The organism is Pedobacter zeaxanthinifaciens (assembly GCF_003313335.1).
Classification (GTDB): Bacteria; Bacteroidota; Bacteroidia; order Sphingobacteriales; family Sphingobacteriaceae; genus Pedobacter; species Pedobacter zeaxanthinifaciens.
On record NZ_QMHP01000002.1, the window covers coordinates 49,125 to 62,904 of the forward strand.

Annotated in this window: 13 protein-coding genes; 4 read left to right on the forward strand and 9 right to left on the reverse strand. The window is 36.4% G+C overall.

Features of this window, described 5'->3' with window-relative positions; all coding sequences use genetic code 11:
• Window positions 1–20: 20 nt before the first annotated feature.
• The 5 genes from DUT68_RS02770 to DUT68_RS02790 all read right to left on the reverse strand — a co-directional run bounded on the left by DUT68_RS02770 (window position 21) and on the right by DUT68_RS02790 (window position 7,701).
• Window positions 21–764, reverse strand: a complete 744-nt coding sequence (locus DUT68_RS02770) for a LytR/AlgR family response regulator transcription factor (protein WP_198659521.1) — start codon at window positions 762–764, stop codon at window positions 21–23.
• The gene (locus DUT68_RS02775; protein ID WP_157960758.1) at window positions 761–2,443 is read right to left on the reverse strand and encodes a sensor histidine kinase; all 1,683 of its coding nucleotides are present in this window, start codon (window positions 2,441–2,443) and stop codon (window positions 761–763) included. Before DUT68_RS02775 ends, DUT68_RS02770 begins: the two co-directional genes overlap by 4 nt.
• A 324-nt stretch (window positions 2,444–2,767) precedes the next feature.
• Entirely contained in the window at window positions 2,768–4,045 is a 1,278-nt protein-coding gene (locus tag DUT68_RS02780; protein ID WP_113635565.1) for an adenylosuccinate synthase, read from the reverse strand.
• A gap of 40 nt (window positions 4,046–4,085) precedes the next feature.
• Complete coding sequence (locus DUT68_RS02785; RefSeq protein WP_113635567.1) at window positions 4,086–4,562, reverse strand: Fur family transcriptional regulator; 477 nt, start codon at window positions 4,560–4,562, stop codon at window positions 4,086–4,088.
• A 928-nt stretch (window positions 4,563–5,490) separates the two neighbouring features.
• Window positions 5,491–7,701: a RelA/SpoT family protein gene (locus DUT68_RS02790; RefSeq protein ID WP_113635569.1), complete on the reverse strand. Its 2,211-nt coding sequence runs from the start codon at window positions 7,699–7,701 to the stop codon at window positions 5,491–5,493.
• Window positions 7,702–7,811: 110 nt separating this feature from the next.
• Here DUT68_RS02790 and DUT68_RS02795 point away from each other — a divergent pair, with 110 nt between their 5' ends.
• From DUT68_RS02795 to bshB1, 3 genes are all read left to right on the forward strand, one after another.
• Entirely contained in the window at window positions 7,812–8,429 is a 618-nt protein-coding gene (locus DUT68_RS02795; protein WP_113635571.1) for a DUF4294 domain-containing protein, read from the forward strand.
• Between the two features lie 7 nt (window positions 8,430–8,436).
• Window positions 8,437–8,943, forward strand: a complete 507-nt coding sequence (locus DUT68_RS02800; protein WP_113635573.1) for a glutathione peroxidase — start codon at window positions 8,437–8,439, stop codon at window positions 8,941–8,943.
• Between the two features lie 90 nt (window positions 8,944–9,033).
• On the forward strand, window positions 9,034–9,750 hold the full coding sequence (bshB1, locus tag DUT68_RS02805; RefSeq protein WP_113635575.1) for a bacillithiol biosynthesis deacetylase BshB1: 717 nt from the start codon (window positions 9,034–9,036) through the stop codon (window positions 9,748–9,750).
• 9 nt (window positions 9,751–9,759) lie between these two features.
• Here the strand turns inward: bshB1 and DUT68_RS02810 are convergent, their stop codons facing one another.
• Both DUT68_RS02810 and DUT68_RS02815 read right to left on the reverse strand, forming a co-directional pair.
• On the reverse strand, window positions 9,760–10,104 hold the full coding sequence (locus DUT68_RS02810; RefSeq protein ID WP_113635577.1) for a DUF5615 family PIN-like protein: 345 nt from the start codon (window positions 10,102–10,104) through the stop codon (window positions 9,760–9,762).
• Between the two features lies 1 nt (window position 10,105).
• Window positions 10,106–10,342 carry a DUF433 domain-containing protein gene (locus DUT68_RS02815; RefSeq protein WP_113635579.1) on the reverse strand — a complete coding sequence of 79 codons (237 nt, stop codon included), beginning with the start codon at window positions 10,340–10,342 and terminating at the stop codon, window positions 10,106–10,108.
• Window positions 10,343–10,536: 194 nt separating this feature from the next.
• Between DUT68_RS02815 and DUT68_RS02820 the strand changes: the two genes are divergently transcribed.
• Window positions 10,537–11,898: an acyl-CoA dehydrogenase family protein gene (locus DUT68_RS02820; protein WP_113635581.1), complete on the forward strand. Its 1,362-nt coding sequence runs from the start codon at window positions 10,537–10,539 to the stop codon at window positions 11,896–11,898.
• On the opposite strand, the gene DUT68_RS02825 is transcribed toward DUT68_RS02820, so the two are convergent.
• Both DUT68_RS02825 and lat read right to left on the reverse strand, forming a co-directional pair.
• Window positions 11,895–12,287 (reverse strand): hypothetical protein, encoded by a 393-nt coding sequence (locus tag DUT68_RS02825; RefSeq protein WP_113635583.1) that lies wholly within the window; start codon window positions 12,285–12,287, stop codon window positions 11,895–11,897. The two genes, DUT68_RS02820 and DUT68_RS02825, sit on opposite strands and share 4 nt — an antisense overlap.
• A 98-nt stretch (window positions 12,288–12,385) precedes the next feature.
• Complete coding sequence (gene lat / locus DUT68_RS02830; protein ID WP_113635585.1) at window positions 12,386–13,717, reverse strand: L-lysine 6-transaminase; 1,332 nt, start codon at window positions 13,715–13,717, stop codon at window positions 12,386–12,388.
• Window positions 13,718–13,780 lie beyond the last annotated feature (63 nt).

Below are 13,780 nucleotides of genomic sequence, written 5' to 3' on the forward strand. Positions count from 1 at the left end.
AAATTTAACGCAAAATAGTGTTACTGAATTCTTTTTAGCAAGTGTTTACGTTGCCTACTTACAGGAATTTTTATTTTATTGCTCATCAATAAGTAACCACCATCTTCTTTTTTGTAAGATATCACTTGAGCGCTATTTGTTAACCACGATTGATGAACGCGTACAAAACCATAAGGTTCTAATAAACTCTCATATTCAGAAATTGGTTTTGATACAAGAATGGTTTTATCATTAACGAGGTAAAACGTAGTGTAAGTATTATCGGCTTTGCAACAGATAATATCATCTATAGGCACAAACTTAATTTCTGTTTGGTCTGGTAAGGCTATTCGTTTTTGTTGATGTTGTTTTTGCAACACATATGATTGTAATAAAAGCTCAACTTGTTCTTTATCAGATTGTTTCTTTTGGCTTATTTTATGTACAGCAGCAATAAGTTCTTCTGCATTTACAGGTTTTAACAAATAATCTGTTGCCGAAAACTTTATAGCTTGAATGCCGTAATCATCATGTGCTGTTACAAAAATGATATGGAAAGAAGGAGTGCCAGTTTGTGCTAATAAATCGAACCCAGTTTCTTGTTGCATTCTAATATCTAAGAATAAGATATCTACTGTTTGTTGCTGTAAAGTTGTTAACGCTTGCTTTACTGTAACTGCATTACCAATTATTTTTAACGATGGGCAAAAACGACCAATTAGCAATGAAAGCGTTTCTATAGCTATGGGTTCATCGTCTACAATAAAACAAGAAAGTTGCATCATGATATCCAGTTTTTAAAGATAAACGAAGTTACCGTTCCAATTTCTTGTTGGTATGCTATATCCATGGTAATTGGTAAATCTTTTGGTAGTTTTTCTGCATATAAAGCTAGTCTTTTTCTGATGAGCGATAAACCATGATTTTCTTTAATAGCTATTGCATTCCAAGCTAAGCCATTGTCTGTTACTTTTACTACTAAATCTTTGTCTTCTTTATTAACGGTTATTTTTATGTTTGGATTTGGCAAAGTTTCGTTAAAAGCATGGCGAATGCTATTTTCTAAAACAGGCTGTAGTAACATAGGAGGGAAGTCAATCATGGTAGCTTGCAAGTTTTCATCAACTAATATCGTGTATGAGAATGTTTTTCTCTGTTGTTCTAGTTGTAAATAATCCTCTTCCAATTTTAATTCTTCTTGTAAAGAAATAAAATCTTTTTTTGATTGATCCATTACATTACGCATAAAGCTAGCCACGTTGCTAATATACGTATTAGCCAATTTAGGGTTTTGACTGTTAATAGTACCTTGTATAGCGTGTAGCGAATTAAATAAGAAATGTGGGTTTAATTGTCCGCTCAGTAAACTTAAACGTGTTTCTATATCGGCATTTTTATTTTTTAGCGTTAGCAATTGTTTTTTATGATTTCTTTTAATGATGAAGTAAATGATGGCAAAACAGAAAAGGGCAAGCATAATGCTTGCCCCAATTTTAAACCAAGATGTTTGGGCGATAGGTGCTATGCCCTTTATCTCAATTTTATGAGTAGTTTCTGGTTCATCGGCATAACGTATATATAAAGTTTTCGTAGTGCCTGGTGGTACATCGTTTTCGTCGATTATTATAGAGCCATAGGGAAAAGGTGAACGAAAACTACTTTTAAAACCTTTCCAGCTTTTTTGATCAAATGAATATTCAATTTTGTCCCATTGTTGCAAATATTCAATCCCTAATACGCCTAGCTTATTTTTTTGTAAGACAAGATTATTTTTAACGGATTTAAGTGCCGGTGTGTCTACTTCATTATTTAAAAAACCTTGTAGATTATCTTTTATACTTTTTGCAGATAGCGCAGTTTGGTAGTAAAATAGAATAGTAGGTTTACTCAATATTCTTTTGATGGGGATTTTTTGGTAGATTTTTTTTGTTTTGACGTATCGTAACGTGATTACTGCCATATCGTTATAGCCGAGTTTTATGTCTGGAGTTTGATGTATGTTTCCCCAAGTTTCGTTGTCACTACTTACTTCCGTATTGTTTATTTTATATCGATTATCTGGTTTAAGGTCGTTTACTATTTTCCAATCCAAAAAAGGCTTGTTGTTAATGTCTATTCTGATTTCTATATTCTTATAATCAGGGTTTTTTATGCTAACGATTTGATTTTTTGAAAAGAATGCTACGTTAAATACACTGTCTAATGTTGGAATTATTTTATGATTATAAGATTTGTCGAGTCTAGACGTTTTATTAGCTTCTGACATTAGTTCGGAAGCAAAACCTCCGCCAACAATAGCCCATGGAAAATTATTGGATTTAAATATGTAATACTTTACTTCGCAAGTATCACAAGGTTTTCCATTAACCATTTTTTGAACAGGTGATAGTTGCCCAAAAGAGAATGCTGGCAACAGCATTAGCAGGCAATAAATAATTGCTTTTTTCATTTTTTTTACTTTCATGATGTTTAAAATTTTCATGCAAGTTGGTAGATATGTAGTTGCTCAGCAAGCTAGTAATTGAATGCGGTACGGTTTTCTTTGAATGTGGTAATAATTTGTGGTATAAACAAAAAAAATCCCGTTGAGAAAAAACGCAACGGGATTTTTAGATAAAAAATATCTAATGTCCGCTTTTAATAACAATGCGCTCTTTGTCATTCTGAGCACAGCGAAGAATCTATTATATGTATTTGCTAGAGAATAGATTCCTCCTAACGTCGGAATGACAAAATGCTCAAAAATGAATGCTTATTGCAGATTACGGTCATTCGATAAAAAATTATTCTACTTTAATGTTAATGTCTGTGTTCTGTCTGGTCCAACAGATAGAAACTTAATCGGCACTTCTAGTTCCTTTTCTAAAAATGCGATATAATCATTCAATTGTGTAGGTATTTGATCTACTGAAGTAATCTTCGTTAAATCTGTCTTCCAGCCATCAATTGCTTTTAGCACAGGCTTAGGCTCCACAGTAATAATATCATAAGGCATATAGTCAATGGTTTGTCCGTCATGCTCATAATGTGTACAAGCGTAAATGGTGTCAAATCCATCTAGTACGTCGGCTTTCATCATGATCAGTTCCGTTACGCCATTCAGCATAATTGCATATTTCAATGCAGGCAAATCAATCCATCCACAACGACGAGCCCTGCCTGTTGTTGCGCCAAACTCGTGACCAACTGCACGTAAAGTTTCACCAGTTTCATCAAAAAGTTCAGTAGGGAATGGGCCTCCTCCAACTCTAGTACAGTAAGCTTTGAAAATACCATACACTTCACCAACTTTATTAGGAGCAATTCCTAAACCTGTACAAGCACCGGCGGTAGTGGTATTTGAGGAAGTTACAAACGGATAAGAACCAAAGTCTACATCTAATAAAGCGCCTTGGGCACCTTCAGCCAAAACTTTTTTGCCTTCTTTTAAATAGCCGTTTACAAAATGTTCGCTATCTACGTGAGGAATGGATTTAATGAACTCAATAGCTTCAAAAAATGCAGCCTCTTTTTCTGTCAGGTCATATTCAAACTCGTAGTGAGAAAGAATTTCTTTGTGCTTTTGTACTAGCTTTTGGTATCTTTCTTTAAAGTCAGGCAAGGTGGTATCACCAACACGTATTCCGTTACGGCCAGTTTTATCCATGTAAGTTGGACCAATGCCTTTTAGGGTAGAACCAATTTTGCCAGCACCCATTTTTTGCTCGTTAGCGGCATCCAACAGTTGATGTGTAGGTAAAATTAAATGAGCTTTGCGTGCCAAAACTAATTTTCCAGCACCAACCGGATCATGTCCAGCGGCTTTCAAATTATCTAGCTCTCTTTTTAAAATAATCGGGTCAATTACCACACCATTACCAATTAGGTTCATGGTTTTTTCATTAAAAATACCCGATGGAATAGTGTTTAAAACAAATTTTTTACCGTCGAATTCCAAAGTGTGCCCTGCGTTAGGGCCGCCTTGAAAGCGTGCAATCAAATCATATTGTGGGCTAAGAACATCAACAATTTTGCCTTTACCTTCATCGCCCCATTGTAGGCCTAGTAGTACATCTACTTGCGTCATTATTTTAAATTAAAAAGAGAATAAGAATGGATATGTGAAATTAATTATGTGCTTTGTTTTTGATAGCTGCTGCGGCACTACAATCGAAGCAAATGCCGTAGAGATTTAAGGAGTGGTGTTTGATATCGAACTTAAGCAAATCGCCAACCATACTTTGGATTTGACCAACTCTAGGATCGCAGAATTCAACTACTTTACCACAATCAATGCAAATTACGTGATCATGCTGGTGGTAACCGTATGACTTTTCGAATTGCGCCATGTTTTTACCAAACTGATGTTTAGTAACTAGATCGCAAGAAACTAATAACTCCAAAGTGTTGTAAACCGTAGCCCTACTCACACGGTATTTTTGATTTTTCATGTGTATGTAAAGGGTTTCTACATCAAAGTGATCATCTCTTGAGTAGATTTCTTCTAGGATAGCAAAACGCTCAGGGGTTTTTCTTAAGTTTTTATTTTCGAGGTAAGCTTCGAATATCTTTCTAACTAACTCGCTTGTGTTCTGTTCAGACATAGTTTTAAACTCCATTCAAAGGTAGTCAATTGATTACAGAGATTAAAGCGATACAAAGATTTATGTTGATAAAATGATAGATTGTTGAATATGTTTAATCTTGCAAGCTATGATGCTGGAAGTTAATAGGGATTCTTGTCATTCAGGGCGTAGCGAAGAATCTTTAAGCAAAATAGATTCCTCGAAACTCGGAATGACAAATCGCGTAAAAAATTAACCATGATCCCTAATCAAAGATTTATGTTGATAAATAGATTGTTGAATATGTTTTAACCCCGCAAGTTATGACGATACAAGTTAATAGGGATTCTTGTCATTCTGAGCGTAGCGAAGAATCTTTAAGTAAATAGATTCCTCGAAACTCGGAATGACAAATCGCGTAAAAAATTAACCATGATCCCTAATCAAAGATTTATGTTGATAAATAGATTGTTGAATATGTTTTAACCCCGCAAGTTATGACGATACAAGTTAATAGGGATTCTTGTCATTCAGGGCGTGGCGAAGAATCTTTAAGTAAAATAGGTTCGTCGAAACTCGTGACAAATCTCATAAAAAATTAACCATGATCCCTATTCAAAGATTTATGTTGATAAAACAGATTGTTGAATATGTTTTAACCCCGCAAGTTATGAAGATACAAGCTAATACTGATTCTTGTCAGGGCGTAGCGAAGAATCTTTAAGCAAAATAGATTCCTCGAAACTCGGAATGACAAATCGCGTAAAAAATTAACCATGATCCCTAATCAAAGATTTATGTTGATAAATAGATTGTTGAATATGTTTTAACCCCGCAAGTTATGACGATACAAGTTAATAGGGATTCTTGTCATTCTGAGCGTAGCGAAGAATCTTTAAGTAAATAGATTCCTCGAAACTCGGAATGACAAATCTCATAAAAAATTAACCATTTACAATTAAATTAATTAATCATCAAACCTCGTTACACCTGTTACACCTTTAACGGCTAACAAGTTTTTAATGAGGTTATCCAAATGATCTTTGTCATTCACAAAAACTTTGATGGTTCCATCAAAAATTCCATCGTTAGTATCAACTGTGATCGACCTAATGTTTACGTGAAAATCGTTAGAAATAACCTTTGTTAAATTGTTGATTAAGCCTACATCATCAATGCCAACTATTCTTAATCCAGTTAAGAAGCTCAGTTCTTGTTGTCTATTCCATTTGGCCTTTACCACACGGTAGCCGTAGTTGGCCATTAATTGTGCAGCGTTAGGACAATTTGTTCGGTGTATTTTAATGCCTTCGTTTACTGTTACAAAACCAAACACATCATCACCAGGGATAGGGTTACAACAAGCAGCTAATGTATAATCTATCTTCTGCAAATCTTCACCAATCAACAATACGTCAGATTCTGGCCCTTTCACTTTCCTCAGCAGCGCATCTATCCTTTCGTTGTCGTTTACTTTTTCACTACCACGATTTTCGATTTCCTTTTCGCTTGCAACATATTCCCTCAAATCCTTTAACTCAATTTTTCCTGTAGCAACTGCCACAAATAAATCTTGGGTAGATTGTAGTTTGAAAAAATAGCTTAATTTGTTAAGGTTATCAGTATTGTAAGTAATTTTCAAAGACTTAAGTTTGCGCTCCAAAAGCTCTTTACCTTCTTCGGCAATCTTACGTTTCTCTTCTTTTAACGATGATTTAATTTTTGATTTAGCTTTGGCGGTAACTACAATATTCAGCCAATCTTCTTTAGGAGTTTGCTTGCTTGAGGTTATGATTTCAACCTGATCACCATTTTGCAATTTATAAGAGAGGGGTACCAATTTATGGTTCACCTTGGCTCCAATACATTTGGCCCCAATATCGGTGTGTATTTCAAAAGCAAAATCCAAGGCTGTAGCACCCAAAGGAAGCTGTAACAATGCACCTTTAGGAGTAAAAATGAAAATCTCATCAGAGAAAAGGTTCATTTTGAAGTCGTCCAAGAAATCCAAAGCATTAGATTCGGGATTGCTTAACATTTCACGAACTTTTTGGATCCATTGATCCAGCCCGTTATCGTTGCTGCTTTCTTTGTATTTCCAGTGCGCTGCAAAACCTTTTTCTGCAATCTCGTTCATTCGCTGGGTACGAATTTGGACTTCCACCCATTGTCCCTTTGGGCCCATTACGGTAGTATGTAATGATTCGTATCCGTTTCCTTTCGGAGATGATACCCAGTCGCGTAAACGATCGGGATTTGGTCGGTACAAATCAGTTACTATGGAATAAGCTTTCCAACAATCAGCTTTTTCACTTTCAGGAGGGCTATCTAAAATGATTCTAATAGCAAAAAGATCATAAACCTCTTCGAAAGGGATGCCTTTTTTCTTCATCTTATTCCATATCGAGTGGATAGATTTTGGGCGTCCGTAAACATTAGCAATGAGGCCCTGCTCTGCCAAAATATCGTTAATTGGTTCAACAAAGCTTTTGATGAATGCGTTGCGTTCAGCCTTTTTCTCGTTAAGTTGAGTGGCAATATATTTATAAGTATCGGGCTCTAAATACTTCATCGAAAGATCTTCAAGCTCCGATTTTATGGCATATAAACCTAAACGATGTGCTAAAGGCGCATACAGGTAAATGGTTTCCGAAGCAATTTTTAGTTGCTTGTGCCTCGGCATAAAATCCATTGTGCGCATATTGTGCAGCCTATCAGCTAACTTAATCAAAATTACCCTTACATCGTCGGCAAGGGTGAGTAGCATTTTTCTAAAATTTTCTGCTTGTAAAGAGCTATTAGTATCGAATACGCCAGATATTTTGGTTAAACCATCAATAATTTTTGCAGTTTTTTTGCCAAACTCCCTTTCAATATCTTCCAATGTGATGTCGGTATCTTCAACCACATCATGTAAAAGCGCACATACAATGGACGTAGTGCCTAAGCCAATTTCTTCGGCAGCAATTTGCGCAACAGCAATAGGATGATAGATATAAGGCTCTCCGGATTTACGTCGCATATCTTTATGGCTTTCCAACGCCATATCAAAAGCTTTCCTAATTTCCTTTTTATCACCTTTTTGCAATGTGGATTTACAAGCACGCAATAAAGCACGGTACCTTTTAAGTATCTCTTTTTTCTCAGCTTCCAGATCTATAACCAAAGTATTTTTCATTTGTATTTTCTAGGTAAAATTATAGTAATTTTAAACTATAAAGTGCTATATTAGGTTTGTAGTTAAAACGAATATATGAAATAGCTTTAACTTTGAGTAGCCATAAATTTATGAAATTTTATCGTTTCTTTTTTCTGTCAATTGTCATGATTGCCGCTGTAAGTGCAAAAGCACAAGATAGCCTGGCAACTGCTATTTGGCCGAAATTAGGCAAAAATGATACCATTCGTGTGGCGGCTACTTATGATCAGGGTTATATGATCCCTTGGATTGGTTTAAGGGAAGTGGTAATTATGGGCGAGCGTATTTGGAAGTCGCCGCAAGAACAAGCTGCCTACAACAGATTGAGGTACAATGTACTGAAAGTGATGCCCTATGCCTTATTCGCTAAAAGAAGGTACGAGAAGTTGGAAAGAGATTTGGCGCTAATAGCAGATAAAAAAGAGCAAAAACGCTTAGTGAAGGAGTGCGATAACGAGATTAAAAAAATGTTCAACACTGAAATTAAAGAGTTGACCATTACGCAAGGACAAATACTAACTAAATTAATTGATAGAGAAGTAGGAAGAACAACTTACGATATTGTTAAGGAAACAAAAGGTAAGTTTGCAGCGTTTTCCTATCAGCTAGTTGCCAGAGTAGTAGGGCATAATCTTAAAAGCACCTACAGTGTACAGGAAGATCGAGATATTGAATCGATTATTAGAGGCTCTGGCTACTACCAGTAATGTAAATATGAATGTAAATCCAACAGTGTATCCGTTTAAAGCCCGGCTAATTAACGGAACAGAAAAAAACTTGGCTGATTATAGCGGTAAAGTTTTGTTGATTGTAAATACTGCTTCAGGTTGTGGTTTTACGCCCCAGTTAAAAGAACTACAACAGTTACAAGATGAATTTCATGACCTTGGTTTCGAAGTGCTGGGCTTTCCATCAAATGACTTTGGGAAGCAAGAACCTTTAAACGGTACGGCCATTAATGAGTTTTGTGAAGTGAATTACGGCGTTAAATTCCCCATTTTTGATAAAGTGATGGTTAGAGGCAGGGAGGCTCATCCGCTATTTAAATTTTTGGCAGATAAGAAGCTCAATGGAAATTTGACCTCAACGCCACGTTGGAATTTCCATAAATATTTGGTGAATAAAAAAGGGGAGGTGGTAGAATATTTCTTTCCTTTTACCAAGCCCACGTCTTCAAAAGTGAAGAAAAAGATACAAAGGTTGCTACAGGAAAATGAGTAATGATTAATTGAAACAATGAGAAATTGGCTGAAATCATTGTCAAAAAATATTTTCTCGTTTAATCCTTCACTCACTTAAAATTGATTTTTAATGAAATTAGATTTGTTGGTACTAGCCGTTCACCCGGACGATGCAGAACTGGGTTGTTCAGGTACTATAATTAAACATATAGCCCAAGGTAAAAAAGTAGGAATTATTGATTTTACCAAAGGCGAACTAGGAACCCGAGGTACGGTAGAAACTCGTGACGAAGAGTCGAGAAATGCCAGTAAGATTATGGGAATTCATGCTAGAGAGAATATTGGCATAAGAGATGGTTTCTTTAAAAATGATGAGACTCACCAGCTAAAAGTGATAGAGATGATCAGGAAATATCAACCTGAAATTATCTTAACTAACGCACTATATGATAGGCATCCTGACCACGGAAGGGCATCTGAGCTAGCAAATGATGCTGTTTTTCTTTCGGGTTTACGCAGAATAGAAACAATGATGAATGGTGAGACTCAACAGCCATGGAGACCGCGATTGACCTTGCAATACATTCAGGATACTTACATTAAGCCAGATATTATTGTAGATATTTCTGAACAGATGGAACAAAAACTGGATGCCATAAGGGCTTTTAAAACTCAGTTTGATAGTCCAAGTGAAGATGAGCCTCAGACCTACATATCTACGCCAGCATTTTTACAATCGGTAATTGCTAGGGCTAGGGAAATGGGCAAAAATATTGGTGCGGAATATGGAGAAGGATTTACTTCTAGAAAATTATTAGGCGTAGATAGCTTGTTTGATTTGAGGTAATATTTAGTACTATTCTATTCCTTCTAACCTGTCATGGAAAAGATTAACTAACTTGTAGTTCGAATTAAGTTCAATTACTTGAGGCCAGAGCTTAGAGAGAATGTCATGAAACTGGCGCATTTTAACATTCCCTAATCGGACGTGGATTACCTTTGGCGGAGGTGTTTGCATAATCATTTTTGTCGAAAAGTCGCTGTCTTTCGTGATGATTGTTAGATGATTTAGTTTCGCATAATTCCAAATTTCCAAATCCGTCCACTCATCACCTAAATCAAATTGATGTATATAGTCTTCATCATTCCAGATTGAGAAAAATCTTGGAAGATTTACATCAATTAAATACTTAGCAGGCATCTTAAGCTACTGCTTTTTTGATTACGAAACTGTGATTTGTTAGTTCTGTAGCGAACTTTAAACAGGCTACAATATCATCAGCCTCTAATGAAGGATACTGTTCTAATATTGATTTATGGCTTTCACCGCTGCTCAAAAATTCCATAATAGTTTGCACAGTAATTCTTTTGCCTCTGATGATTGGTTTGCCATTGCAAATATTAGGATCTATATAGATGCGATCAAAAATCTGTTCCATTGCTTTTTTCTTTAACAAATTTACGAAAAATTATGTCATAATGTATTCATCTATAAACATAGCTAGATCGATAGCTATTGATGTGAAATTATCTAGAACACAGGTCATCTCCCAACAATTTTGCCGCTTCGGTGTTTTAAGTGAAAGAGTAAAGTCCACAGTTGACTTTTAATTTTTTATTTAAATTCCCATCTATGGCTAATCTATTTTCCTCATTAAAAAACGCATATCAATTATTTAAAAGTGTAGATTTTCAGCAACTTGATGCTTTATCTAAAAAAGTTGACTTGCCCAAAATGGTAGAGACAATTTCTAATTTAGATGAAAAGCAGCTTCAAGGCATGATGAAGATGATGGGTGGTGGTAATCGTAAAAAAGAACTTCCTCCCATTGAAGGAGATTTTTATCACTTAGGAGATGAGGCGCTCAATGAAGAAGATAGAGCGCTGCAATTAAAAGTCAGGGCATTTCTAGAAAAGGAAGTTAAACCAATCGTAAATCATTATTGGAACAGGGCCGAATTTCCTTTTGAGATTATTCCAAAGCTGGCCGAACTCAATATCTGTGGTTTAACCTACAAAGGTTATGGCTGTCCTGGAAAATCAAATTTAATGGAAGGAATTTTGGCTATGGAAATGGCTAGGATAGATACTTCTCTATCTACTTTTTTTGGTGTTCAAAGTGGCTTGGCAATGGGCTCAATCTATATCTGTGGTTCAGAAGAGCAAAAACGGCAATGGTTGCCGCTTATGCAAAAGTTTGAAATTATTGGCGCATTTGGTTTAACCGAACCTGAAGTGGGGTCGGCAGCTGCTGGTGGTTTAACAACCACTTGTAAAAAAGTAGGAGATGAATGGGTGCTAAATGGACAAAAGAAGTGGATAGGTAATGCAACTTTTGCTGATATTTTAGTGATTTGGGCTAGGGACGAAGACAGCGGCGAGGTGAAGGGGTTTATCGTTAAAAAAGATAATCCGGGATTTGCGGTGGAAAAGATGGAGAACAAAATGGCACTTCGTATTGTTCAAAATGGCCTAATTACATTGACAAATTGCAAGGTGGCAGAAAGCGATCGACTGCAAAATGCCAACTCATTTAAAGATACGGCAAAGGTGTTGCAGATGACTAGAGCAGGCGTTGCTTGGCAGGCGGTAGGCTGCGCTCGAGGTGCTTATGAAAATGCATTGGATTACACCAGAACTCGTAAACAGTTCGGAAAGCCGATTGCCTCGTTTCAGTTGATACAAAATCATTTGGTAGAAATGCTGTCTAATCTCACTGCAATGCAAACACTGTGTTTTCGTTTATCGCAATTGCAGGATCAGGGATTGCTTAAAGACGAACATGCCTCGTTGGCAAAGGTTTTTTGCTCGCTTCGCACCAGAGATGTAGTAAGTAAAGCCAGGGAAGTGATGGGCGGTAATGGTATTTTATTGGAATATAACGTAGCACGATTTGTTGCTGACGCTGAAGCAATTTATTCTTACGAGGGTACTAAGGAAATCAATACACTGATAGTTGGTAGGGCAATTACTGGATTCTCGGCATTTGTTTAGCGGTAAGGCCACTTGACTAAACCTACGTTACCCATCGCACTTTTTTCGTATCTAGCGAAGCACAAAGTGTTGAACTGAGGCTCGAAATTTACTTTGCCCGGGTAAAGTTTTTTAGGAGTATCCTGCACATTAAGGAAGAAATATACTTTGGTGTTCCCGTATTTGGTATGCGGCATTGCATTTCCATACTTGAGCAGTTCGGCTTGTGCAGTATCTTTAACTGTTACCGCATAAATTCTTTGAACTGGGCCAGTATTATTCTCGTTCCTGTATTTGGCAATTTCAGTGAAGCCACCTTTAAGCTGATCAATTCCGGATGACTTAAATGTGTCCTTTAACATCCATGCAATCAACACTAATACAAACAAGCCAATCCCGATTTTTTTCATGTCCGCAAGTTAAATTATCTAGAGGTTTATTTTGTTTTTGTGAGGTCATGATATAAAAAAGGCGTTAAAATTATCATCTAACGCCTTTCTATAACTATTTATAGTGTTTTAAGTATTTTGTGCATTACTTCAACGCCTTCATCAATATGTTGCTTTTCTATACATAATGCCGGCCTAAAACGGATGGTTTGATTACCACATCCAAGAAACATTACGTTGTTTTCCATTCCTTTTTCTACAAATTTATTGCGCATTTCCTTATTTGGAAAATCAAATGAGCACAGCAGCCCGCGGCCACGAACATTACTCATTTTATCGTATTTTGCAGCTAAGGTATGTAGTTGGTCCTGTAAATATGCTCCAACATTTGCCGCATTTTCGCATAGCTGGTCTTCTTCAACAATGCTTAGAATTTGCGTAGAACGAACCATGTCAACTAGGTTACCGCCCCAGGTTGAATTGATCCTTGATGGAACCCTAAATACATTGCCCTCTACTTCATCTACTTTGTTTCCAACTAAAATTCCGCAGATTTGCATCTTTTTACCGAATACAACAATATCCGGTCTTGCTTTTTCACTAAAGTGTTGATGGCACCAAAATTTGCCAGTTAAACCAACCCCGGTTTGTACTTCATCATAAATCAAAAAAGCCTCATTTTCATCAGCTAAACTTTTAAGTTGCATCAAAAATTCTTCTCTTAAATGATTATCGCCACCTTCAGATTGAATTGGTTCAACAATGATAGCACAAATATCGTCCTTATTGTCAGCAAAAGCCTGCTTAATCTGCGCAATTGCGGTAGCTTCAGTTTCCTCTACTGTTTTTAAGTTTTCATCATTTAAAGGAAATTTCAGTTGAGGCGTACTTACTCGAGGCCAATCAAATTTTGCAAACCATTTAGTTTTATCTGGTAAGGTATTGGTGAGGCTTAGTGTGTAGCCGCTACGTCCGTGAAATGCTTTTTCAAAGTGCAGCACCTTAAAACCTTTTTCTTCTTTATAACCTTTGGCAAAGTTTTTTTGGACTTTCCAATCCATTGCTACTTTTAGCGCATTTTCAACTGCCAAGGCCCCGCCAGCAATTAAAAACGCATGTGGTAAATAACTGGGAATACCAACTCGTGAGAAGGTTTTGATGAATTCAGCATATTGCTGCGTATAAACATCGGAGTTAGAAGGGTTAGCTAATGCTGCTAGTAATAAGTGATGCTTGAAATTTTCATCGTTCACCATCTTAGGATGGTTGTATCCCAATGGCACAGAGGCGAAGCAAGTAAAGAAATCTAAGAGTTTTCTGTTGTATTTAGCATCGTAAATATAAGCACCCTGGCTTTTTTCAATATCGTAGGTCAGGTCATAACCGTCTGCAAGAATATGCTTTTTTAATGTTGCGGTAACTTGGTCTGGAGCTACACTTATTTGATACATAATTTTCGTTTTGGTGTAGTTCAAATTTAGTAAAAAGCCTCAAAATATCAAATTTAGGCGGTT